Origin of the sequence: Brevundimonas sp. SL161 (assembly GCF_049896985.1) — a bacterium.
Lineage (GTDB): Bacteria > Pseudomonadota > Alphaproteobacteria > Caulobacterales > Caulobacteraceae > Brevundimonas.
In genome coordinates this window covers 1-21,997 of the sequence record NZ_JAFCVJ010000015.1, presented here as the reverse complement: position 1 = coordinate 21,997, position 21,997 = coordinate 1, and the positions used below count along the sequence as shown (strand labels likewise).

The following is a 21,997-nucleotide window of genomic DNA, read 5'->3' as shown; positions in this document are numbered from 1 at the left end:
TGGCGGCGGGGTCGTACCGGACCGCGCCGGGAGGATGGTGATACCGTTGGCGGGTACCGCCGTCAGTAGCGTTCCTCCTGGCCGCCGTCCCGGTCGCTCTGCAGCGCACGGATCAGCTCGGCCTCGGCCATGTTCATATGTTGCGGCTCGGCCAGCAGACCGACGATTTCCGCCTCGTCCTCGGCTTCCGTGCGCTCGTCGACGCGTTGCAGGGCGACGATGACGGTCTCAAGCAGTTCGGCCGGAACGACTGTGTCGTCGGCGATTTCGCGCAGGGCGACGACGGGGTTCTTGTCGTTGTCGCGATCGAGCGTCAGGGCGGCGCCGTTGGCGATCGCGCGGGCGCGGTTACCCGCCAGCAGGACCAGGCCGAACCGGTTCGGCACCTTCTCGATGCAGTCTTCGACAGTGACGCGAGCCATGAATTACCTCGGGCGGGGGGAGAACCGCGTTGCATACAGATAGGCATGCCTTTGTGCAACGCCACATCTGCACTCCCAGGGCGGCGGTTTTGCGGCGGCTACCGGTGCGAGCGCTCGAAGCCGGCCGGAATGTCGCGGCTCCAGCATGCCGCCAGCTGGCCCTCCGCGAACTCGACGAAGCCCTTGATCAATCCAGCCCCGCCGGCGATCATCAGATCCGTGAAGGCGCCATCCGCCGTCTGCGCCTGCGCCTTCACCCAGATCGCGTAGCTGTTTCCGTCCGGTCCCGGCGCGGCTGGATACAGGCCGGCCTCGGTGGGGATGCGCCGTCGCAACCCCCAGATATCGATCTGCGGCGGCTGGAAGGCATCCAGCGCGCGCATCACCCCCAGGACCTGCGGGCGGGTCTCTTCATCCGCCCAGACGATCTGCTCGATCCCCTCGGGATTGTTCAGCGACTTGCGGATGGCGAAGTGGCCGAAACCCAGTCCGTCCTCAGTGTCGGGAAAGGGTACGAACCGGCTGTAGATATCGTGCCGCCAGGTTCCATTGCGGCCCGACACAGCGAAGCCCCCCACGGGCCAGGCGTCTCGCGGCGCGGTCGCCTGTGCGACGTCGAGCCAGTCGGATTGGGCGAGCCCCGGTGTCGGCGCAGAGATCAGGACGAGAGCCAAAGCGCCAGCGAGACGACGCATGTTAACTCCGCGAAAGATGTGCATCTGTCCCGACGCTCGCCATCCGTGCAAGCTCGACCGCCTCTCCCCCATGCGGATGAACCCACCCCGGCGCGATCTCCGCCAGCGGCCCCATGACGAACAGCCGCTCGGCCGCTCTCGGATGCGGCAGGATCAGGCCGTTGCAATCGCCCTGCTCCCGGCCATAGGCGATCAGGTCCAGGTCCAGCGTGCGCGGCGCATTGGCGGCTGTGCGCCGTCGTCCGAACGCCTCCTCGATCCGGCCCAGGGCCGCCATCAGGGCGTGAGGATCATGGTCCGTGCGCACGATGACGACGCCGTTCACGAAGGGCGGGTCGCTCGGGTCGGGCCAGGCCTGCGACGTCCACCAGCTCGAACTGGCGATCACATCGATCCCTTCGAAGCGAAACCGGTGCAGCGCCGCTTCCAGCGCCTCGCGGCACGAGGGCCAGACCCCCTTGTCATTGCAGCCCAGGGCGACGATGACGGCGGCGTCCAGATCCAGGTCGACGTCGATATTGACGCTGACCGCCTGAGGGGCTGTGACCGATTCCGGGGACGCGATTTCCATGAGACTTTATCCGACCGACCGTCTGGCGCTGTTTATCGACGGGGCCAATCTGTATTCGGCGACCAAGGCCCTGAACGCGGACATCGACTTCAAGAAGATGGTCGATGCGTTCCGGGAGAAAGCCGTCCTGGTTCGCGCCTATTATTACACGGCGGTGACCGAGGGCGAAGAGTTCTCTCCGATCCGGCCCCTGATTGACTGGCTGGGCTACAACGGCTTCTCGCTGGTGACCAAGCCGGTGAAGCGATTCACCGACGCCCAGGGCCATACGCGCACCAAGGGCAATATGGACATCGAGATCGCGGTGGACATGCTGAAGCTGGCCCCGCGCATCGACCATGCCATCCTCTTCTCCGGCGACGGCGACTTCCGCCGGCTGGTCCAGGCGGTGCAGTCGAAGGGCGTCCGCGTCACCGTCGTCTCGACCCTGAAGAGCCAGCCGCCGATGATCGCCGACGAACTGCGGCGTCAGGCTGATGACTTCGTCGAACTGGTCGACCTGCTCCAGGACTACGGCCGCCCCCGCACGCCAGCGACCACGCCGACGGTGCGCACCTTCCCGGCGGACGATCGCGCATGACCCCGGAACCGCCCCGCGATTGCCCGCTTTGCCCCCGCCTCGTCGCCTATCGTGAGGAGAACCGGCGCCAGAACCCAGACTGGTTCAACGGCCCCGCCCCCTCGTTCGGTGATCCCAACGCCCGCCTGCTGGTCGTCGGCCTCGCCCCTGGTCGAACCGGCGCCAACCGCACCGGCCGCCCCTTCACCGGGGATGGCGCAGGCTGGATCCTCTACCAGACCCTGACGAAGACAGGCTTCGCGACCGGCGTCTACGACGCGCGACCCGACGACGGCCTGCAACTGGTCGATTGCATGATCACCAACGCCGTCCGCTGCGCCCCGCCGCTGAACAAGCCCCTGCCGATCGAGGAGAAGACCTGCCGCCCCTTCCTGATCGACCGTCTGACCGCCCTGCCCCGGCTGAAAGTCATCGTCACACTGGGCGACGTGTCGCGAAAGAGCGTGCTGAAGGTGCTTGGCGTCCCGGCCTCCGGCATGGCCGCCGGTCACGGCGTCGAGGCAAAGGTCGGCCCCTACACCCTGATCAACAGCTATCACTGCTCCCGGCTCAACACGAACACCGGCCGACTGACGCCAGAGATGTTCGTGACCATCTTCGCCCGCGCCCGCGCCGCCATCGAGGCCGACCCCGTTTAGGCGACTGTTGTTCGCCGGACACACCGAATCGGCGAGTCTTCCTGACGCGGAACCGGGCGGAACACTGCGGCGCAGCTTCCGTTGCAGGAGGGAGAGGAAGGTTCAGATGCGCAGACAGACCAACAACAAACCTCAACTGTTCACAGCAGGCGAGCGGAAGGTCGCGGGGCTCGCAATCCTGGCGGCGATCGTTCTCACGCTGTCGGGTCAGGTTCTGCAAGCGATGATCCGCCCGTCGCTCGGCCTCTATGACGCCAATCCGGCCGCCGTCGCCTCGATCCCGAATGTAATCGAGGCCAGCCCCTTGAGCCGCTCTGCGGGCTTCTAGCCCTTGTCGCGCATGAGCCGGGCCTTGTCCCTCTGCCAGTCGCGGTCGGCCGAGGCCTCGCGCTTGTCGTGCAGTTTCTTGCCCCTGGCCAGGGCGATCTCAAGCTTCGCCTTGCCGTCGTCATTCAGGTAGAGCCGCAGCGGGATGATAGTCTGGCCGTCCTTCTGGACCGCCCCGATCAGCCGGTCGATCTGCTTGCGATGCAGCAGCAATTTCCGCGGCCGGCGCGGCTCGTGGTTGAACCGGTTGGCCTGGGCATAGGGTGGGATGTCGGCGTTGATCAGCACGATCTCGCGCCCTTCCACCGCCGCATAGCTCTCGGCGATATTGGCCCGACCCATACGCAGGGCCTTGATTTCCGTCCCTAGCAGCATGATCCCGGCCTCGAGATTATCCTCGAGGAAATAGTCGAACCGCGCCCGGCGGTTCTCGGCGATCAGCTTGGCCTTGGTGATCGGAGCCTTGACGGTCGCGGCCGCCTTTTCCTTGGTGGTGGCCATCACAGACCCGCCGCGGCCATGGCCGCATCGACGGCCGGCTTGACGTCATCGCGCATCGGCACGAGCGGCAACCGCATTTCCTCGGTGCAAAGCCCCAGCCGGGCCAGGGCGTATTTCGTCGGTGCCGGCGAACTGTCCAGGAAAAGCGCTCTTGCCAGTCCGCTCAGCCGGTCCTGCCAGGACAGGGCCAGGGCTCGGTCGCCAGCCTGGATGGCGTTCCACAGGGCGACCATGCCTTCGGGAGCGACGTTCGACACCACGGAGATGATACCGCCCCCGCCGTGGGCCATATAGCCGGGGAAGCTCGCATCATCGCCGGTGATCAGGGCGAAGGATCCGCCGATGTTGACCCGCATCCAGCTCACCCGCGCCATGTCGCCGGTCGCGTCCTTGATGCCGACGATGTTCGGATGCGCCGCAAGCGCCGCCACGGTCGTATCGGCCATGTCCGCACCCGTCCGGCTGGGCACGTTGTAGAGCAGCAGCGGCAGTTCGACCGCGTTTGCGATGGCTTCGAAATGGGCCTGCAACCCCGCCTGCGAGGGCTTGTTGTAATAGGGCGTCACGACCAGGGCGGCGTCGACGCCGACGGTCTTGGCATGCCGGGTGTAACCCATGGCCCTGTCGGTCGCGGTTGAGCCGCAGCCCGCAATGACCCGGACCCGACCCGCAGCCAGCCGTACGCACAACTCGACCACCTGACGATGCTCGTCAGATGTCAGTGAGGCGCTCTCTCCGGTCGTGCCCATGGGGACGACGCCGTGAACCCCGGCGGCGATCTGGCGTTCCAGCAGGGCCTCGAAGGCGCCTTCGTCCACGTTTCCGTCACGAAGTGGTGTGATCAGGGCGGTGATCACGCCCTTGAACAAGGGGGCGGTCATTGAAACAAGAATACCTTGCGTGGGGGATGGGCGACGGGCGCCTGATACGAGACGCAAGAGGGTAGGTTGCCGGGCTCGAACCCGCAACCGGGATGAATGAGGATCGGACACATCATGCTCGCGACCAGCCTCGCGGCCGTACTGGCCGTTCTCGCGCCGATTCCGCAGACTGCCGACCTGAACCGTCAGCCGACGCCCTACGTCACCGGGCAGAGCGGCGGGTATCAGGCGCGCATCCTGGGCGACGCCGACACCGCCCTCTTCCGCCAGGGTCTGGCCGCCGCTCGCGCCCGCGACGTGATGGGCACGCAGAACGCCATCTCCGGCATTGGCGACCCGACGGCCAGGAAGCTGGTCGAGTGGGCGCTCGTCGATACTGCCGCGCCGCAACTGTCCTGGACCGAGCTGTCCAACGACGTTCAGGCGATGCGCGCCTGGCCCCGCGCCGAGGCCCGGATCGCTGCCGGCGAACAGGCGCTGGAACGCGCAGGCATGGGCGCCAATGCCGCCCTCGCCTTCTTCAGCGCGTCGCGTCCGACGACGGTGCAGGGCGCCATCGCCCTGGCCGATGCGCTGGACCAGCGCGGCCGTTCCGGCGAGGCCCGCCTGCTGATCCAGGAATGGTGGCAGACCCAGTCCTTCGACGAGGCGACCCAGAGCCGCATCCTCACCCGCTGGGGCAACACCCTCACCCAGCGCGATCATGACGCCCGGCTGAACATGCTGCTGACCGGCCCGCATGGCCCAGCGACCCGCGCCATGCTCGATCTGGTCTCGCCGGAGCGCCGCGCCACCGCCAATGCCGCGATGACCCTGCGAAGCGCCTATGCGGCCGACAGCGTCGTCGCCAGCCTGTCGCCGTCACAGGCCGCTGACCCTGCAGTCGTCCTGGAGCGAGTCCGTATCCTGCGAGCGGCCAATCGCCAGACCGAAGGCTTCGCCCTTCTGTCCGCCCTGCCTGCCGCGCCCCTGCACGCCGACGGCCAGACCGCCCTGTGGAACGAGCGCCGCAACTATTTCCTTGACGCGCTGGAGCGCCGCGAGTGGCGCGCGGCCTATGACGCCATGGCCGGTCACGGCTTCCCGTCAGGCGAGCGCAAGGTCGACGCCGAGTTCTTCGCCGGCTGGGTCGCCCTGACCAAGCTGGGCGATCCCGCACGCGCCGCCGGTCACTTCGAGACCCTGCGCCAGTCGTCCTCCACCCCGATCACCCAAGGCCGCGCCCTCTACTGGCTGGGTCGCGCGGCGGAAGCCCAGGGCGACCAGGCCCGCGCCCAGGCCTTCTATCAGGGCGGTGCCCGTCACATTCAGACCTTCTACGGCCAGCTGGCGGCGGAGAAGGCGGGGATGACCACCCTGACCCTGCCGCCCGAGCCCGTCCCGACCCGGAACGACGTCGCATCCTTCGAAGCCAATGAGGTCGTTCGCGCCGCCCGCATCCTGGGCGAGACGGGCGAGACGAGCCTCTACCGCGTCTTCGCCTACCACCTGGACGACACACTGCCGGGCATCAACGACCTGGCTCTCCTGATGGACATGACGCGCGGCTACGGCGACGGCTTCGGGGCCATGATGGTCGGTCGCGCCGCCAGCCAGCGCGGCTTCCTGCTGCCCGAGCGCCAGTACCCGATCCGCATCCCGCCCGAGGTTGCCGGCGCCGCCCCCCTGGCCTTCACCATGGCCATCACGCGTCAGGAATCCAGCTTCGACCCGCGCGCCCGATCGGGCGCTGATGCGCGCGGCATGATGCAGTTCCTGCCCTCCACCGCCTCCGGCGTCGCCCGTCGTCTGGGCATGTCCTGGTCGGCCGAGCGACTGTGGGATGCCGACTACAACATGACCCTGGGCAGCTATCATCTGGGCGAGTTGATGAGCCAGTTCCGGGGCTCGATGCTGCTGACCACCGTGGGCTACAACGCCGGGCCCGCACGGGCTCCGCAATGGGTGGCCCGTTGCGGCGATCCGCGCGGCGGCTTGGCAGCCGGCGGGGTCGATCCGATCGACTTCATCGAGTGCGCGCCCTTCACCGAGACGCGCAACTACATGATGCGGGTGATGGAGAACATGGCAGTCTACAAGGCCCGCCTGAACGGGGGCTCGGCCCCGCTCACCACCTCGGCGGACATCGCGCGCGGCACCGGCGGACCCCAGCCCTACCAGCCTTGATCGCCTCGAGCCTGATCGTTTGAGACGGAAGCGCTTCGCGCTTCTGTCGAAAGCATGAGTCAGGCTCTCGCTGATCTCTGGAGCAGGATCAGGGCTTGAGCAGTCCGGCGAACAGGGCGTCGAGCATGGTCCGGGTCAGCAGGCTCCGATCGACCCACTCGAAATAGGGCTTCGTGATCATCAGCGAGATGACCCCGTGCGACCCCGCCCACAACGCCTGGGCCGAGGCGCGCGCATCGCCCCGCAGTCGACCGGCCGCACCCGCCTCTTCCACGATCGCCTCAAACGCCCGGAACAGTTCGCCGCCCAGCATCTGGGCCGCGCTCTGGGCCCCGTCCCGCGCCTCGATCGGGCGGGTCAGATAGGTCAGGCGATAGGCGTTGGGGTTCTCGAATCCGAAGTCGACATAGGCCTCCATCAGCTTGCGCAAGACGACCTCGGGCGGCCCTCCCTCGGCGATGACCGTCGCGTTCGCCGCCTGCAGCCGGGCGAAGGCCAGGCGGCAGATCTCGTGCAGGATCTCGCTCTTCTCGGAGAAGTGCATGTAGAGCGCCGTCGATGACAGGCCGACCTCGTCAGCGATCCGGCGGATGGTCGCGCCCTCGTATCCGACGTCGACAAAGATGCGTTCCGCAGCGGCCAGAATCTCGGCGCGGCGCGCGTGACCCTCGCCCTTCGGCTTGCGGGTCGAGCGGGACGAAGCGGTTGAGGGTATTACGGTTTCAGCCGACACGCTGAACTCCTTGAAGGAGAACCGGCGCACCAACAGGGCCCGCCTCGACCTTGCATAGCGCCATTGCCGCAGGCGCGCCAACGGCTTGCCGGAGACACCACCCTAAGCTAGCATAATAACCATGGCGGGTATTCGGGGCAGCACGCAAGGCGCGATCCGCGGGTATCCCCACCGCGCGGACATGCGGTCGTTCGGCCTCGGCCAGTCGATCATCTTCGTGATCAGCCTCGGTGCCCTCATATGGGGAATGGCGACGAACGGCCCGGTCACCGGCGCCTTCCTCATTCTGCTGGCCCAGGTCGTCTTCCTTGCCGCCGCTGCCTGGCGCGTCGTCCTGATTCTGGTGAGTCTCCGCCTCGCTCCCGATCCCGAACCGGCCGCCGATCTGCCTCGCTACACCATCCTCGCCGCCCTGCTCGACGAGGCGGAAATCCTGCCCCAGTTGGTCGAGCGCCTCGACGCGATCGACTATCCCCGCAAGCTGCTGGAAGGATTCCTGCTTCTGGAGGCCCACGACCACGCGACCCTTGCCGCCGCCGCTCAGTGCGCACTGCCGGCCTGGCTGAATGTGCTCGTCGTTCCGCCTGGCAGCCCGCGCACCAAGCCGGCCGCCCTGAACGCCGGGCTCGCGGTCGCGTCCGGCGCGCTCCTCACCGTCTATGACGCGGAGGACGATCCCGACCCGCGTCAGCTGCGCGAGGCCGCGGCCCGCTTCGCCGCCGATCCGACCGGCCGGCTCGCCACCCTTCAGGCGCCCCTGCGGATCCGCGCGCAGGCCGGCTCCGGAGGCGGCTTCCTGGAGCGCCAGTTTGCGGTCGAGTACGCCGCCTGTCCGAGGTCACCCTGCCCGCCTTGGCGCGGCTCGGTTTGCCGTTCCCGCTCGGTGGGACCAGCAATCATTTCAGCGTCCAGGCCCTGCGCGCCGTCGGCGGATGGGACGCCCACAACGTGACCGAGGACGCCGATCTGGGCTTTCGGCTGTGGCGGTGCGGCTATCGGCTCGGCACGCTCCGACAACCGACCTACGAGACGCCGCCCGGCGACATGGTCGACTGGCTGCCCCAGAGGACGCGCTGGCTGAAGGGATTCATGCAGACCTGGGGCGTGCACACCCGATCGCCGGCAGGACTAGGCTGGCGCGGCGTCCTCGCCCTGATGACGACCTTGGGACTGTCGCTCGCGGCCGCTGCCGCCCATGCACCCTCCGTGGCCTGGGTCATCGCCACGATGGCCCTTGCGACGGCGGCAGGCCTGCCCCCGGAGACTCCCCGGTTCGCCCTCGCGGTTCTTGTCCTCGGCCTTGTCGCCGCCTGGCTGAACGGAAAGGTCGGCGCACGACGGGCGGGGGTGTCCTATACCGTGGCCGACATGATGGTGGCTCCCGCCTACTGGTCGTTGCTGACGCTCGCCTTCGGGCACGCGGCATGGCGTCTGGCGGCCGAGCCTTTCGCCTGGGACAAGACCCGCCATCGGCGCGATCCGGCCCTGGCGATCGCCGCCCAGGCCGAGGTCGAAGCTGGACGCGAGGCCGCATGACGGAATAAGGCCATGCCGATGCCGCCCGTCCTGTCCTCTTTGCCCGAAACCCTCGTCACGCGCGGATGGTCGGACTACGCCCTGCTGGACAGCGGCGACGGCAGGAAGCTGGAACGCTACGGCCGCCACACCGTGGTCCGCCCCGAGCCTCAGTGCTTCTGGAAGCCGCGCGACCCGGCCGCCTTCACGCGCGCCAACGCCGTCTTCGATCCCCAGCAGGAGGAAGAGGACGCCGGCCGCTGGCGCTTCGACGAACAGGGCACGATCGACGCCTTTCCGCTGATTTGGCGCGACGTCCGCTTTGTGGGCCGTTTCACCCCCTTCCGACACTTGGCGTTTTTCCCCGAGCAAGCGGCCAACTGGGAATGGCTGGAGGCGCGGATCCGCAACCTGCAGCGCCCGAAAGTTCTCAACCTCTTCGGCTACACTGGCGTCGCTTCCCTGGCAGCCGCTGCAGCCGGCGCCGAGGTGACCCATGTTGACGCTTCCAAAAAGTCCGTGGCCTGGGCGCGGGAGAACGCCGAACTGTCCGGCCTGTCCGACAGGCCGATCCGCTGGATCGTCGATGACGCCCGCAAATACGTCGCGCGTGAGGTTCGCCGGGGAGCGAAATACCAGGGCATCATCCTCGACCCTCCGAAATACGGGCGCGGCCCCACGGGCGAGGTCTGGCGCCTGTTCGAGGACATGCCGGGCCTGCTCGCCGACTGTGCCGCCCTGCTGGCCGACGACGCCGACTTCCTGGTGTTGAACGCCTACGCCGCCCGCATCTCGGGCCTGTCGCTGGCCCACCAGATGAAGGAGGCCACGGCTGATCGCGGCGGCCGGATCGACTGGGGCGAACTGGCGCTGTCCGAAGAGGGTCCCGACGCCCGCGCCATCGGCCTCAGCTTCTTCGCCCGATGGTCGGCGTCGTGAGCGAAGACCGCCTGATCACCTCCCTGACCAACGACACGGTCAAGGCCGTCCGCGCCCTTCACATGCGCAAGGAACGCGACGCCACAGGCCTGTTCCTGGCCGAGGGTCTGAAGTTCGTCGGCGAGGCCCTGGACCAAGGTCGTGCCCCCAGGACCCTGCTCGTCGGCATGGAGGCGCGGCCCCACCCCCTGCTGGAGCGCGCCCGCGCCGAGACCCTGAAGGTCGGGGGCGAGATTGTCGTCGTCACCCATCCGATCCTCGAGAAGATCAGCCGTCGCGAAAACCCCCAGACAGTGCTCGGCGTCTTCGAACAGGCCTACACGCCCCTGTCGGCGCTGAGGCCCGAGACCGCCCCGTGCTGGGTCGCCCTGGAACAGGTACGCGATCCCGGCAACCTCGGCACCATCATCCGAACCGCGGACGCGGCGGGGTGTGGCGGAGTCATCCTGATCGGCGACTGCGTCGATCCCTTCTCGGTCGAGGCCGTCCGCGCGACCATGGGCTCGGTCTTCGCCGTCGCCATCACACGCTGCACGCCGGATGCCTTCCTGGCCTGGCGCGGCGCCTGGCCCGGCAGCGTCGTCGGCACCCGTCTGGACGCCACGGTCGGCTACCGCGAGGCCGCCTACGCGAGACCCAGCCTGATCCTGATGGGCAATGAACAGGCCGGTCTGACCGACGCCCTAGCCGCCGCCTGCGACGTCAACGTCAAGATCCCGATGCGCGGCCGCGCCGACAGCCTGAACCTGGCCATCGCCACGGGCGTCATGGTCTATGCGGTGACTGACTAGACCTCGTCCTTCAGCCGCGACATGCCGATCAGGGCCAGCACCGTGATCGCCGCCGTCGCCGCCAGATAGAGCCCCACCGCCGGGACGCCGTAGGTCTTGGCCAGCGACGTCGCCGCATAGAGCGCCAGCGACGCTCCCGCGATCCCCGCCAGATTGAAGGCCATCGACGCCCCAGTGTAGCGGACCGCCGCCCGGAACGGCCGCGCCATGGCGGCGCTGAGCGGACCGTAGGTGGCGCCCATCAGCGCGAAACCCAGTGAGAAGAAGATCAGCAGTCCGGTGAGGCCGCCGGTGAACAACGGCGCGATCAGGAAACCGAACAGGCCGATCGCGACCGAGGCCGCGATCAGCACCTTGATCTGTCCGAACCGGTCCGCGGCCAGGGCCGAGATCGGGATGAAGGCCCCGAAGAAAATCACCCCGACGAGCTGGATCGGCAGGATGTCGGCGCGGGTGAATCCCATGGTCGTCGTCGCCCAGCTCAGGGCGAAGACCGTCATCAGATAGAACAGTAGGAAGGTCGTCGTCGCCCCGAGAGTCCCCAGGATCAGCGCCCCCTTGTATCGCGTCAGCAGCGTCAGCACCGGCGTTTTCACCCGCTCGGCCCGCTCGATGACCCGGCTGAATTCCGGCGTCTCGGTGATTCTCAGCCGCACCCACAGGCCGACGAACACCAGCACCGAACTGGCCAGGAAGGGCGTGCGCCTTCCCCACGACAGAAACGCCTCTTCGCTCATCAGCGAGGTCAGCAGGATGAAGGCCCCGGTCGACAGGATGAAGCCGATCGGCGCGCCCAGCTGCGGGAACATGCCGAACCAGGCCTTGCGTCCCGGCGGCGCGTTCTCGGTCGCCAGCAGCACAGCCCCGCCCCACTCGCCGCCCAGCCCCAGCCCCTGTCCGAACCGGCACACCGCCAGAAGCAGGGGCGCGATCACCCCGACCTGCGCATAGGTCGGCAACAGACCGATGGCGATGGTGGACAAGCCCATCGTCATCAGGGCCGCGACCAAGGTCGCCTTGCGTCCGATCCGGTCGCCGAAATGGCCGAACACGACGGCGCCCACCGGCCGTGCGAAGAAGGCCAGCGCGAAGGTGGCGAACGACTGCAGTTGCGCCGTCAGCGGATCGCTGCCGGGGAAGAACAGGGCTGGAAACACCAGCACCGCCGCCGTGGCGTAGATATAGAAGTCGAAAAACTCGATCGTCGTGCCGATCAGGCTGGCGAACAGGACGCGGCCCGTCGAGGTCGGGCTGGGTGCAATCAGTAGTGCAGGTTCGGTCAACGGTAGTCCCCCAGGTCGTCGACCATCGTTGCGTCTGACACCCTCGGCTGGTCAAGCCGGTCAGGTCCCGCGCGGCTTCACCCTGTTGGTCGGCGGCGCCTCGGCCGGATTCTCGGGCCAGGGATGCCTCGGATAGCGACCGCGCATCTCGGAGCGCACGTCTTTCCATGAGCCACGCCAGAAGCCGGGCAAGTCCCTGGTCAGCTGGATCGGACGCCGCGCCGGCGACAGCAGGGCCAGCGTCAGCAGAACACGCCCCCCGCCCACGGCCGGATGGGTCGTCACCCCGAACAGCTCCTGCACCCGGATATCCACGCGCGGCCCGCCCTCGGCCCCATAGTCGATACCCGCCGACCCGAGCGGCGTCGTCAGCCGTGCGGGCGCCAGCTCGTCCATCAGCCGCCGCCGATCCCACGGACTCAGGGATTCGAGCCCCTGCGCCAGGGCCTCATCCCGGATCTGAGACAGGTCCTGAACGGTTTCCAGCAACGGCCACAGCCAGTCCGCGCGCCGCTCCATCAGGGCCGCGTCCGACATGTCCGGCCAGTCCGCGTCCAGCCCATGCAGAAAAGCCAGCCGCGCCCGAACCGCGCTCGACCGCTCGCCCCACTTCAGGCCTCTTAACCCGTCCGTCCCGACCTCGTCATGAAGCGCCTTCGTGATCGCTGCCCGATCCGGCGCCCCGGTGATCTTCTCGTCGAACACGATCGCGCCCACCCGGCGGATGCGCCGCACGACCATCCGCCCGGAAGGCTCGCGCACCAGCCGGTCCTCGGTCGTCAGCCGTGGCTCCAGCCCGGCCGGGTCCAGCGGCGCCGCCAGCCGGATGCGATCCTTCGCATCTCCGCCGCCGAGGTCGGCCACCGCCAGCCACGCCTCCCGCGCCAGCCCGTCCGTCGGATCGAGAAACGCCCCGCGCCCCGACGCCAGCAGCACCTCGCCAGGCCTGCCCCTTGCCCTGGCGACCCGTTCGGGGAAGGCCTCCGCCAGCAGTTCGCCGACCTCGACCTCTCCCCCGCCGCCGGAACCGCCGCCCGCCGCCCTCGCCCATCGCTCGACCAGCTTCCTCGCATCCTGCGCCCCTGCCGACCGGTCGCGTTCAAACCCGCGCAACCGGTCTCTCAGGTCAATGTCGTTTCCGCCCAGCCCCGGCTCGCTCAGGACCGCGGCGATGCGCGCGCCCAGCATCGCCGCGCCGGCGTCGGCCGCCGCCGCCACCAGATGCGCCAGCCTCGGCGTCAGCGGCATCCGGGTCAGCCGCCGCCCGTGCTCCGTCAACCCGCCCTGCCCGTCCAGCGCCTTCAACCGCGTCAACACCGCCCGCGCCTCCGCCAGCGCCCCCGCCGGCGGTGCATCGAGCAGCGCCAGCCCCTCGGTCGTCCGCGCGCCCCAACGCGCCAGATCCAGAGCCAGCCCGGTCAGGTCGGCCTCCAGAATTTCCGGTCGCTGATGCGGGACCAGGCCGCGCGTCGCCTCCTCGTCCCACAGTCGGTAACAGATACCCGGTTCCGTCCGCCCCGCCCGACCCCGGCGCTGCTCCGCCGATGACCGGCTGACCCGCACCGTCGCCAGCCGCGTCAGCCCGCTCAAGGGTTCGAATCGGGGCACGCGCGACAGGCCGCAATCGACGACGACCCGCACCCCCTGAATCGTCAGACTGGTCTCCGCCACCGAGGTCGCCAGCACGATCTTCCTCCGCCCGGTCGGCGACGGCTCGATGGCCCGATCCTGGGTCTCCTTGTCCAGGGCGCCGTACAGGGCGACCACATCAACGTTCGAATCGCGCAGCCGTTCGCCGATCCTCTGCGCCGTCCGATGGATCTCCCCCTGGCCGGGCAGGAAGGCGAGGATCGACCCGGACTGGTCGTCCAACGCCGTCAGACAGGCGCGCGCCACGGCGTCCTCAATCCGCTCGACCGGATTGCGACCCAGGTAGAGCGTTTCCACCGGAAACGCCCGCCCCTGCGCCTCGATCACCGGCGCCCCGTTCAGCAGCTTGGACACCCCGACGATATCCAGCGTCGCGGACATGACCACCAGCTTCAGGTCGTCGCGCAGCACCGACTGGCTGTCCCGCGCAAGCGCCAGTCCCAGGTCGGCGTCGAGGCTGCGCTCGTGGAACTCGTCGAACAGGACGGCGCCTGCGCCCTCCAGACCCGGATCCTCCAGAATCATGCGGGTGAAGACACCCTCGGTGATCACCTCGATCCGCGTCTTCGGCCCGATCCGGCTCTGCAGCCGGGTGCGATAGCCGACCGTGTCGCCGGCCTTCTCGCCCAGGGTCTGCGCCATCCGCTCCGCCGCCGCCCGCGCCGCCAGCCGACGCGGCTCCAGCAGCAGGATCTTGCGCCCGCCCAGCCAGTCGGCACCCAGCAGCGCCAGCGGCACGACCGTGGTCTTGCCGGCGCCCGGAGGGGCGGCAAGGACGACCGCCGGATTAGCGGCGACCGCGGCCTTCAGGTCATCGAGCACGGCGTGGATGGGCAGGATCATCCGGGGTGCACTAGCCCGACATCGGCGGCCCACCAAGGAATGTGCGTTCGGACGGCCACGCGTCGGGTCACGAAACCGTTGCAGCGCCTTCATGGATCGGAAACCGCGTTGCGCCTGCGTTGATCCGTCGCTAGCGTCCCGCGCTGGAAGGCGGCCCCGGGGAGGGGCCGCCGTGTTTTCGTATCGAGGGGGCGCGACGTATGTCCGCAGATGGCCTTAGGCCCAAGGGGAACCGACTGTTCCTCAGAAAATCCGTAGCGCAGATCCAGAAGGAAGCGGCCAAGAGCGAGCTGAAGCGCACGCTCGGTAAGTGGAATCTGATGAGTCTGGGCATCGGCGCCATCATCGGCGCCGGCATCTTCGTTCTGACCGGTCAGGTGGCTGCGGCCAACGCCGGTCCGGCCATCATGCTGTCCTTCGTCGTCGCCGGCATCGCCTGCGGCCTGGCCGGCCTCTGCTACGCCGAACTGGCCTCGACCATGCCGGTCTCCGGCTCCGCCTATACCTATGCCTACGGCACCCTGGGCGAGGTCTTCGCCTGGATCATGGGTTGGCTGCTGGTTCTGGAATACGGCGTCGCGGCCTCGACCGTGGCGGTCGGCTGGTCCGGCTACGTTGTCTCGATCCTGACCGACTTCGGCATCAGCCAGCAGATCTTCCCGACCATCGCCTACGCCGGCGGCGAGGGCCCTCAATGGGCGACGCCTCTGGTTCAACTGGTCCAGGAAGCAGGCGCCACGTCCTTCCCGATGACCGGCACGTTCAACCTGGTCGCCGCCATCGGCATCGCCGCCGTATGCGGCCTGCTGGTGCTGGGCGTTTCGGAATCCGCCAACATCAACAACGTCATCGTGGTCATCAAGATCATCGTCCTGCTGACGTTCATTGCGGTGGGCATCGGCTATGTGAACCCCGACAACTGGGTGCCCTTCATCCCTGAACCGACAGGAGTCGCCGGCCAGTACGGCGTCGGCGGCATCTTCAGGGGCGCCGCGATCATCTTCTTCGCCTACGTCGGCTTCGAGGCCGTCTCGACCGCCGCCGCCGAGGCCAAGAACCCGTCCAAGGACGTGCCCTTCGGCATCCTGGGCGCCCTGTTCGTCTGTACCCTGATCTATATGGCCGTCGCCGCGGTCATGACCGGCGTGGTTCCGTATATGGAGCTGGCCAGCCCCGCGCCCGTGGCTGTCGCCATCGACCGCATGAGCCTGGAATGGGCCAACACGCCGATCATCCTGGCGAGTGGTCAGCCGCTGAACGTCATCAGCTTCATGATCAAGATCGGCGCGATCACCGGCCTCAGCTCGGTCATGCTGGTGCTGTGCTACGGCCAGACGCGGATCTTCTACACCATGGCCCGCGACGGTCTGCTGCCGCGCGCCTTCGCCGTGATCCATCCGAAGTTCCGCACCCCCTGGATCGGCACCATCCTGCTGGGCGTGCTGATCGCCATCGCGGCGGCCTTCCTGCCCATCTCGATCCTGGGCGACCTGGTCTCGCTGGGTACGGCCACGGCCTTCTCGATCGTGTGCCTGAGCGTGATCTTCCTGCGCATCAAGCACCCGGAAATGCCGCGTCCGTTCAGAGTCCCGGGCGGCATCTTCACTGCCGTCCTGGGCATCCTGGCCTGCCTGTTCCTGGCCAGCCAGAACCTGATCCCGATGTTCCAGCACGCGGCGGAGGACAACCCCCTCCCGCTCATGCTGCTGGGCGGCTACGCCGCCGTCGGTGCGGTCATCTACGCCGTCTACGGCTTCTGGAACTCCAAACTGGCCAAGGGCATCGACATCACCGAGGAGACCACCATGTCCTCCCCGGCCGAGGCGATGGGCTCCGGCGTCGACAACCAGAAGGACTGAGGTCTCTCTAGTCCAGACAAACGGAAGGCCCGGGAGCAATCCCGGGCCTTTTGTTTTTTGGGCTGCACACTGAACGCAGCCGGCTAAACCCCAACCGTGCACCCCGGCGACGGCCGGCAAGACTGGTGCTTTGAACGGTTTGAGGCGGCTGATCCGTGCCGCCGACGGCTGCGATCTGGCCCCCGGCCTTCGCCGGGGCGCACGGGGGATTGGGGAATCCGCGCCCAAACAGCGAGGCTCCGCGAGCCAAGCGATAGCGCCCAAAATGCGCTCAAGCAGTGAGCCGCAGCGCGGCGAGCGATAGCGCCCTAAAAAAGATGGTGCGGATGAGAGGACTCGAACCTCCACATCTTGCGATGCCAGAACCTAAATCTGGTGCGTCTACCAGTTTCGCCACATCCGCGTGGCGGCGGGTTTAGGACCTGACGGCGCCTGCGACAACCGTCATGTCAGTTCAGTCTGGGCTAACTGATCCGCCGTCCCCTAGGACGGCCCCGCCCGATCCGGCCGGGCGCCGTGACTGCCCGGCGAGATCGATGATGACGCCCGGAGCGATCGCTGTCCTGTCTCTCAGCATGTCCACGGACGCCTTCGCCGCCGCCGTGGGGCGCGGCGCCGCACATCGGCCGTCGTGGTGGTCGGCGGTCAAGGCGGGCGCCGTCTTTGGCGTGATCGAGGCCATCACGCCCCTGATCGGCTGGAGCCTCGGCCTGCTCGCCGCAGGCTTCGTCGAGAGCGTCGATCACTGGATCGCCTTCGTCCTGCTGGCCGCCGTCGGCGGCAAGATGATCTGGGAGGCCTCCCGACCCTCCGAACCCGATGCAGCCCCGACGCGGTCCGGCCCATGGGCCCTGATCGCCACCGCCGTGGCCACCAGCATCGATGCAGCGGCGGTCGGCGTGGGCCTGGCCTTCCTCGGCGTGAATATCTGGGTCATCGCCCTCAGTGTCGGCCTGACGACCTTCGCCCTGACGACGGCGGGCATGTTGATCGGCCGGGCCGTCGGCGCCCGCTTTGGCAAGATCGCGGAAATGATCGGCGGCGTCGCCCTCATTGCCCTGGGGACGACGATCCTGCTCGAGCATCTCGGGTTTCTCGCCGCCTGAGGCGACTACGAAACGTCGCATTAACCTTGATCATCGACGGTCGGTTCAGTTCCCGTGAGCCCGAGTCGATGAACGCCAGCGATCGTCCGATCATCATCAAGAAGATCAAGAAGGTGGTCGGCGGCGGCCATCATGGCGGCGCTTGGAAGGTCGCCTACGCCGACTTCGTGACCGCGATGATGGCCTTTTTCCTGTTGATGTGGCTGATCAACACGACCGATCCGGAACAGAAGAAGGGCATCGCCGAATATTTCGCGCCCGCCAGCGTCTCCCAGACCACATCCGGATCCGGCGGCATCCTGGGCGGCACCTCTCTGGGCGAGGACGGCTCCAAGAGCTCGGGCTCCCAATCGGTTCTTGAACAACAGGCCCCCGAAGCGCCCCTGAACGCGCCCGAGGAGGCGGGGTCCAGCGCCAACCTCGGCGCCGCATCCGAAGAGGAACTGCGTCAGGAGATCGCCGCCCGCGAAGCCGCCGAGTTCGCCTCCGCCGCCGAATCCCTGCGCCAGGCCATGCAGCGCATGCCCGAACTGGCCGAGCTCTCGAAACAGCTGATCATTGACCAGACGCCCGAAGGCCTGCGCATCCAGCTGGTCGATCAGGAAGGCCGCTCGATGTTCGAACAGAACTCGACCCGTCCGAACGCCCGCGCCCAGGTCCTGCTGCGGGCCATCGCCGGGGTCGTGAACCGGTTGCCGAACCGCATCTCCATCTCGGGCCACACCTCGGCGGTCGCCGGCTCAGGCCGCGCCTCGACCGCCAGCGACTGGCCCCTGTCGGCCGGCCGCGCCGATGCCTCTCGCCAGATCCTCCAGGGCGCCGGGATCGACGCCGACCGGGTCTATTCGGTCGCGGGCAAGGCGGGTTCTGATCCTCTGTATCCGGACGATCCGTCCCTCGCCGGCAACCGCCGGATCGCCATCGTCCTGCTGCGCGAAGCGCCGGTCCTGCCCACGGACACCAGCCTGTGAGGGCCGCGCCGTTCGGTTACGGCGCGAACCGGCTTGCGGCGCAGCAGCGATTGGCGGCAAATCGTCCGTTGAACACGGCCCTGCCCTACGCCGGACGACAGCGGATGCGGACCTGACGCCGTGACGCAGCATGTTCCGACACGTCAGCTTCGCTTCTTCATGACGGCGGTCGCGCCCTGCCCCTATCTGCCGGGCATGACCGAGCGGAAGGTGTTCGCCAACCTGCCCTTCTCGGACGGCGCACACGTCAACGACGAGCTGACCCACGCCGGCTTCCGGCGCAGCCAGAACATCGCCTACCGCCCGGCCTGCGAAGGCTGCGACGCCTGTATCTCCGTGCGGCTTCCGGCGCCGGAGTTTCAGTTCTCGCGCGGCCAGCGCAAGGTCCTCGCACGCAACGACGACCTGTCGCGCGATCTCGTCGAGGCCGAGGCGACCCAGGAGCAGTTCGCCCTGCTGAAACGCTACCTCGCCCATCGCCACCCGGGCGGCGGCATGACCGACATGACCTGGCCCGACTATATCTCCATGGTCGAGGACACGGCGGTCCGCACCCATCTGATCGAATACCGCCTGCCCTCGACCGACGAGGGTCCGGGCGATCTGGTCGCCGTGACCCTGGCCGACCTCCTCTCCGACGGCCTATCCATGGTCTACAGCTTCTTCGATCCGGAGATGGTCAAGCGGTCGCTGGGCGTCTTCGCCATCCTCGACCACGTGCGTCAGGCCCAGGCCGTGCGCCTGCCCTTCGTCTACCTCGGCTACTGGGTCGAGGGCTCGCCCAAGATGGACTACAAGGCCCAGTTCAGGCCGATGGAAGTGCTCAAGCCGCTCGGCTGGACTCGCATCGACTAGGCTTTCCGCAGCCGCACCGGACTGCCCGGCCCGCGCACGATGATCCCCTTGGCCTCGAGATCAAGCTGCACGCACTTGGCCCACCAGCCGGCCGTCGCCCCACCGGGGAACAGGTCCTGAGACAGTTTCGGCGTCAGCGCCGACTTGATCTCGGCCGGCGTCATCCCCGGCGCCTCGCGGATCAGCACCGACATATAGGCGTCGCGAGTCGCCTCGTACTTGTCCGCGTCGACCGACTGGACGTGGCCAGGGCTGACGGCGTTCTCAACCTCGATCTTGCGCTTGGCCACGGAGGAACCTCTCAGCTGTAGGGAACGGCGGTCGATCTGGTCTGCGGAACCGCTGTCCTGTTGCCCCTCATCGGTCCGTCGAAGCCGTCCCACGGCCCCGGATCACGCCCGCCGCCGAACTTCACCAGAGCCGCGATCCGCTTGTCGATCGACGGGTGGGTGGCGAACAGGGCGTCGGTGAATCCGGCCCGTTCGTTGTCCAGGAACATGCCCTGCACGTCATCGGGCGCCTCCAGCTTGGATCGCCCCGACACCTTCCGCAGCGCGGAGATCATGGAATCCGGGTTCTTGGTCAGCTCCACCGCGCCGGCGTCCGCCACATACTCCCGCGTCCGCGACAGCATCAGCCGGATGACGATGGCGAACACATATCCGATGGCCGCGATGGCGAACCCGATCAGGATCAAAGGCAGTGCGTTCTTGTTGTCCTTGCCGCCTCGCACATAGAACAGCCCCCGGAACACCAGCTGGCAGATCACGCTGATGATCCCGGCGAAGATCGAGGCGACCACCATGGTCCGCACGTCCTTGTTGATGACGTGGGTCATCTCGTGCGCCAGCACGGCCTCCATCTCGTCGCGATCCAGGGCGTCGATCAGCCCCCGGGTTACCGTGACGCTGTAGTGGCCCTCACGGATGCCCGAGGCAAAGGCGTTCAGGCTCTCCGACTCGATGATCCGCAGTGCCGGCGTCCTCAGACCGCGGGAAATCGCCAGGTTCTCCAGCAGGTTATAGAGCTCCGGCGCGTCCTGCCGCTCGACCTTCCGCGCCCCGGTCATCACGTCGATCATTGCCTGATTGCCGAACCAGGCGATGGCGAACCAGATCAGGGCCACGACGACCGCCAGCGGAATGGTCCCCGCCAGCATCCCCACGGCGTAGTTGATGTCGACGCCCAGCGTCCCGCCCGAGTTGGGCAGGACGCCGAATCCCATCAGCACCAGCTCCAGCCCGAACAGGACCAGGCTCAGCATGACTGGGAACCCGATCAGCAGCAGGGTCGACCGGGTGTTGTTCGCCCAGATGTGGGTCTGGAGACCGACAGCGGCCATGTGGACCTAGAACTTCACCGACGGCGGAGCGGCGGTCATCGCAGCGCGATCCGCGGCGTCCACGGCGAAGAAGGGCTTCTCGGTCCCGAAGCCGAACATCCCGGCGAACAGCACGGTCGGGAACTGTGCCCGCACCGCGTTGAACTCGGCCACGGCGTTGTTGAAGAACCGGCGCGCGGCGGCCAGCTTGTTCTCGATGTCGCTGAGCTCGCGCTGCAGCTCCAGGAAGTTGGTGTTGGCCTTCAGGTCCGGATAGGCCTCGGCCACGGCAAACAGCTTGCCCAGGGCGCCGGTCAACATGTTGTCGGCTGTCACCTTGTCGTCGACGGTGGTGGCTCCCGCGGCGGCGGCGCGCGCCTGGGTCACGGCGTTCAGCGTCTCCTGCTCGTGCGAGGCGTAGCCCTTCACCGTCTCGACCAGGTTGGGGATCAGGTCGTTCCGCTGCTTCAGCTGCACGTCGATGTCGGCGAACGACTGGTCGGCCTTCTGATCCAGCGCGACCAGGCGGTTGTAGGCCCCCATCACCACGAAGATCAGGATAACGACGATAACGCCGATGACGATGAGTGTGATCATGACAGCTCCTCTGCGAAGGCTGAGATTATCGCGCGAAGGGCGAGCCCTGGATAGTGAAATCGGCGTTAGTGGATCGCGAGCTCACGACGAAATTGTTCTTGCTTTGTTCCGTTCTGGAACCTAGCCTCCCCCCATGTCTACTGCTCCCTTGCCGAGGAAAGGACGCGGCGCCCGCACCAACGCCACCGGCCGGTTCGAACCCGTCGTGCACGAGGATTTCGACGATGGCTGGACGGCGGAGGACGACACGCCGGCCCCGCTCCGAACGACCCTGACGCCTGAACACGCCCGCAAGATCATCACCACCAATACCAGTCCCGACGTCAATTTCGACCGCTCGATCAACCCCTACAAAGGCTGCGAACATGGCTGCATCTACTAACCTGTTACACACGGGCGCAGTGCAGGCCCGGCCTATCCCCACCTGGGCTTACCACGCGCTCATCTGAAGCTTTACGACGGTGACGCCGGCCAGCGCCGCGTCGCCTGCAACAGGCCGTCGGACCCGTCGGCCCAGGCTTGTTGATAACCCCCTGGCTGACGACGCGGCCAGTCGTGTCAGGCCGTCGCGGGAATGTCCGCTTTGCGGCGGCATGCCAAGTTCGCAAATCGACCCTTAGCGGCTCTTGCGATGGTCCGCTTCGGAAACACCATTGGCAGATTGCCCCGGTCCCGCTTTAAATGATGGATGAGAAAAACTCAGCTTATGGGCCGTCTCGCCGCCGAATATCCGCATCTCGGCACGGAGGGGGC

23 protein-coding genes, 1 tRNA gene and 1 pseudogene are annotated in these 21,997 nt (G+C 67.6%); 13 read left to right on the top strand and 12 right to left on the bottom strand.

Annotated features, from left to right (window positions below; all coding sequences use genetic code 11):
- Nucleotides 1–62: 62 nt before the first annotated feature.
- From rpoZ to folK, 3 genes are all read right to left on the bottom strand, one after another.
- Entirely contained in the window at nucleotides 63–422 is a 360-nt protein-coding gene (rpoZ, locus tag ACP7AU_RS11500; protein ID WP_303695799.1) for a DNA-directed RNA polymerase subunit omega, read from the bottom strand.
- Between the two features lie 98 nt (nucleotides 423–520).
- A complete protein-coding gene (locus ACP7AU_RS11495; RefSeq protein ID WP_426051484.1) occupies nucleotides 521–1,117 on the bottom strand; it encodes a hypothetical protein in 597 nt (198 codons plus the stop codon).
- A 1-nt stretch (nucleotide 1,118) separates the two neighbouring features.
- Nucleotides 1,119–1,688 carry a 2-amino-4-hydroxy-6-hydroxymethyldihydropteridine diphosphokinase gene (gene folK / locus ACP7AU_RS11490; RefSeq protein WP_426035833.1) on the bottom strand — a complete coding sequence of 190 codons (570 nt, stop codon included), beginning with the start codon at nucleotides 1,686–1,688 and terminating at the stop codon, nucleotides 1,119–1,121.
- Here folK and ACP7AU_RS11485 point away from each other — a divergent pair.
- The 3 genes from ACP7AU_RS11485 to ACP7AU_RS11475 all read left to right on the top strand — a co-directional run bounded on the left by ACP7AU_RS11485 (nucleotide 1,687) and on the right by ACP7AU_RS11475 (nucleotide 3,234).
- Complete coding sequence (locus ACP7AU_RS11485) at nucleotides 1,687–2,268, top strand: NYN domain-containing protein (RefSeq protein WP_426051483.1); 582 nt, start codon at nucleotides 1,687–1,689, stop codon at nucleotides 2,266–2,268. The two genes, folK and ACP7AU_RS11485, sit on opposite strands and share 2 nt — an antisense overlap.
- Nucleotides 2,265–2,906 (top strand): uracil-DNA glycosylase, encoded by a 642-nt coding sequence (locus ACP7AU_RS11480; RefSeq protein ID WP_426051482.1) that lies wholly within the window; start codon nucleotides 2,265–2,267, stop codon nucleotides 2,904–2,906. Before ACP7AU_RS11485 ends, ACP7AU_RS11480 begins: the two co-directional genes overlap by 4 nt.
- Before the next feature lie 106 nt (nucleotides 2,907–3,012).
- Nucleotides 3,013–3,234: a hypothetical protein gene (locus ACP7AU_RS11475; protein ID WP_426035839.1), complete on the top strand. Its 222-nt coding sequence runs from the start codon at nucleotides 3,013–3,015 to the stop codon at nucleotides 3,232–3,234.
- On the opposite strand, the gene smpB is transcribed toward ACP7AU_RS11475, so the two are convergent.
- The gene (gene smpB, locus ACP7AU_RS11470; RefSeq protein ID WP_426051481.1) at nucleotides 3,231–3,734 is read right to left on the bottom strand and encodes an SsrA-binding protein SmpB; all 504 of its coding nucleotides are present in this window, start codon (nucleotides 3,732–3,734) and stop codon (nucleotides 3,231–3,233) included. The genes ACP7AU_RS11475 and smpB overlap by 4 nt on opposite strands.
- Complete coding sequence (gene dapA, locus ACP7AU_RS11465) at nucleotides 3,734–4,615, bottom strand: 4-hydroxy-tetrahydrodipicolinate synthase (protein ID WP_426035841.1); 882 nt, start codon at nucleotides 4,613–4,615, stop codon at nucleotides 3,734–3,736. Before dapA ends, smpB begins: the two co-directional genes overlap by 1 nt.
- Nucleotides 4,616–4,729: 114 nt before the next feature.
- Between dapA and ACP7AU_RS11460 the strand changes: the two genes are divergently transcribed.
- Nucleotides 4,730–6,781, top strand: coding sequence for a transglycosylase SLT domain-containing protein (locus tag ACP7AU_RS11460; RefSeq protein ID WP_426051480.1), 2,052 nt, complete (start codon nucleotides 4,730–4,732; stop codon nucleotides 6,779–6,781).
- A gap of 88 nt (nucleotides 6,782–6,869) precedes the next feature.
- Here ACP7AU_RS11460 and ACP7AU_RS11455 read toward each other — a convergent pair whose 3' ends face one another.
- Nucleotides 6,870–7,514, bottom strand: coding sequence for a TetR/AcrR family transcriptional regulator (locus ACP7AU_RS11455; protein ID WP_426035845.1), 645 nt, complete (start codon nucleotides 7,512–7,514; stop codon nucleotides 6,870–6,872).
- A gap of 121 nt (nucleotides 7,515–7,635) precedes the next feature.
- On the opposite strand from ACP7AU_RS11455, the gene ACP7AU_RS11450 reads away from it, so the two are divergent.
- Genes ACP7AU_RS11450 through ACP7AU_RS11435 form a run of 4 tightly spaced genes read left to right on the top strand, consistent with a single transcriptional unit; the run spans nucleotide 7,636 to nucleotide 10,759 of the window.
- A complete protein-coding gene (locus ACP7AU_RS11450) occupies nucleotides 7,636–8,466 on the top strand; it encodes a hypothetical protein (protein ID WP_426051479.1) in 831 nt (276 codons plus the stop codon).
- Nucleotides 8,367–9,050, top strand: coding sequence for a glycosyltransferase family 2 protein (locus ACP7AU_RS11445; RefSeq protein ID WP_426051478.1), 684 nt, complete (start codon nucleotides 8,367–8,369; stop codon nucleotides 9,048–9,050). The genes ACP7AU_RS11450 and ACP7AU_RS11445 overlap by 100 nt, the downstream gene beginning before the upstream one ends.
- 18 nt (nucleotides 9,051–9,068) lie before the next feature.
- Nucleotides 9,069–9,968 (top strand): class I SAM-dependent methyltransferase, encoded by a 900-nt coding sequence (locus ACP7AU_RS11440; protein WP_426051513.1) that lies wholly within the window; start codon nucleotides 9,069–9,071, stop codon nucleotides 9,966–9,968.
- Nucleotides 9,965–10,759: a TrmH family RNA methyltransferase gene (locus ACP7AU_RS11435; RefSeq protein WP_426051477.1), complete on the top strand. Its 795-nt coding sequence runs from the start codon at nucleotides 9,965–9,967 to the stop codon at nucleotides 10,757–10,759. Before ACP7AU_RS11440 ends, ACP7AU_RS11435 begins: the two co-directional genes overlap by 4 nt.
- Here the strand turns inward: ACP7AU_RS11435 and ACP7AU_RS11430 are convergent.
- Nucleotides 10,756–12,042 (bottom strand): MFS transporter, encoded by a 1,287-nt coding sequence (locus tag ACP7AU_RS11430; protein WP_426051476.1) that lies wholly within the window; start codon nucleotides 12,040–12,042, stop codon nucleotides 10,756–10,758. The genes ACP7AU_RS11435 and ACP7AU_RS11430 overlap by 4 nt on opposite strands.
- A 60-nt stretch (nucleotides 12,043–12,102) precedes the next feature.
- Nucleotides 12,103–14,535 (bottom strand): ATP-dependent helicase HrpB, encoded by a 2,433-nt coding sequence (hrpB, locus tag ACP7AU_RS11425; protein ID WP_426051475.1) that lies wholly within the window; start codon nucleotides 14,533–14,535, stop codon nucleotides 12,103–12,105.
- A 200-nt stretch (nucleotides 14,536–14,735) separates the two neighbouring features.
- Here hrpB and ACP7AU_RS11420 point away from each other — a divergent pair, with 200 nt between their 5' ends.
- Nucleotides 14,736–16,394, top strand: coding sequence for an amino acid permease (locus ACP7AU_RS11420; RefSeq protein ID WP_426035857.1), 1,659 nt, complete (start codon nucleotides 14,736–14,738; stop codon nucleotides 16,392–16,394).
- Nucleotides 16,395–16,712: 318 nt separating this feature from the next.
- On the opposite strand, the gene ACP7AU_RS11415 is transcribed toward ACP7AU_RS11420, so the two are convergent.
- Nucleotides 16,713–16,797: transfer RNA gene (locus tag ACP7AU_RS11415), tRNA-Leu, on the bottom strand.
- Nucleotides 16,798–16,930: 133 nt separating this feature from the next.
- On the opposite strand from ACP7AU_RS11415, the gene ACP7AU_RS11410 reads away from it, so the two are divergent.
- The 3 genes from ACP7AU_RS11410 to ACP7AU_RS11400 all read left to right on the top strand — a co-directional run bounded on the left by ACP7AU_RS11410 (nucleotide 16,931) and on the right by ACP7AU_RS11400 (nucleotide 19,326).
- The gene (locus ACP7AU_RS11410) at nucleotides 16,931–17,500 is read left to right on the top strand and encodes a manganese efflux pump MntP family protein (RefSeq protein ID WP_426035859.1); all 570 of its coding nucleotides are present in this window, start codon (nucleotides 16,931–16,933) and stop codon (nucleotides 17,498–17,500) included.
- Between the two features lie 68 nt (nucleotides 17,501–17,568).
- Complete coding sequence (locus tag ACP7AU_RS11405; RefSeq protein WP_426035861.1) at nucleotides 17,569–18,471, top strand: flagellar motor protein MotB; 903 nt, start codon at nucleotides 17,569–17,571, stop codon at nucleotides 18,469–18,471.
- Nucleotides 18,472–18,591: 120 nt separating this feature from the next.
- Nucleotides 18,592–19,326, top strand: coding sequence for an arginyltransferase (locus tag ACP7AU_RS11400; RefSeq protein ID WP_426035863.1), 735 nt, complete (start codon nucleotides 18,592–18,594; stop codon nucleotides 19,324–19,326).
- Here the strand turns inward: ACP7AU_RS11400 and ACP7AU_RS11395 are convergent.
- The 3 genes from ACP7AU_RS11395 to ACP7AU_RS11385 are packed head-to-tail and all read right to left on the bottom strand — an operon-like array spanning nucleotide 19,323 to nucleotide 21,244.
- On the bottom strand, nucleotides 19,323–19,616 hold the full coding sequence (locus ACP7AU_RS11395) for a DUF6958 family protein (RefSeq protein WP_426051474.1): 294 nt from the start codon (nucleotides 19,614–19,616) through the stop codon (nucleotides 19,323–19,325). The genes ACP7AU_RS11400 and ACP7AU_RS11395 overlap by 4 nt on opposite strands.
- An 11-nt stretch (nucleotides 19,617–19,627) precedes the next feature.
- The gene (locus tag ACP7AU_RS11390; RefSeq protein WP_426051473.1) at nucleotides 19,628–20,668 is read right to left on the bottom strand and encodes a M48 family metallopeptidase; all 1,041 of its coding nucleotides are present in this window, start codon (nucleotides 20,666–20,668) and stop codon (nucleotides 19,628–19,630) included.
- Between the two features lie 6 nt (nucleotides 20,669–20,674).
- On the bottom strand, nucleotides 20,675–21,244 hold the full coding sequence (locus ACP7AU_RS11385) for a LemA family protein (RefSeq protein WP_426035867.1): 570 nt from the start codon (nucleotides 21,242–21,244) through the stop codon (nucleotides 20,675–20,677).
- A 133-nt stretch (nucleotides 21,245–21,377) separates the two neighbouring features.
- On the opposite strand from ACP7AU_RS11385, the pseudogene ACP7AU_RS11380 reads away from it, so the two are divergent.
- Nucleotides 21,378–21,623 (top strand): annotated as a pseudogene (locus ACP7AU_RS11380) (PA0069 family radical SAM protein); the annotation flags it as partial.
- Nucleotides 21,624–21,997: the final 374 nt, after the last annotated feature.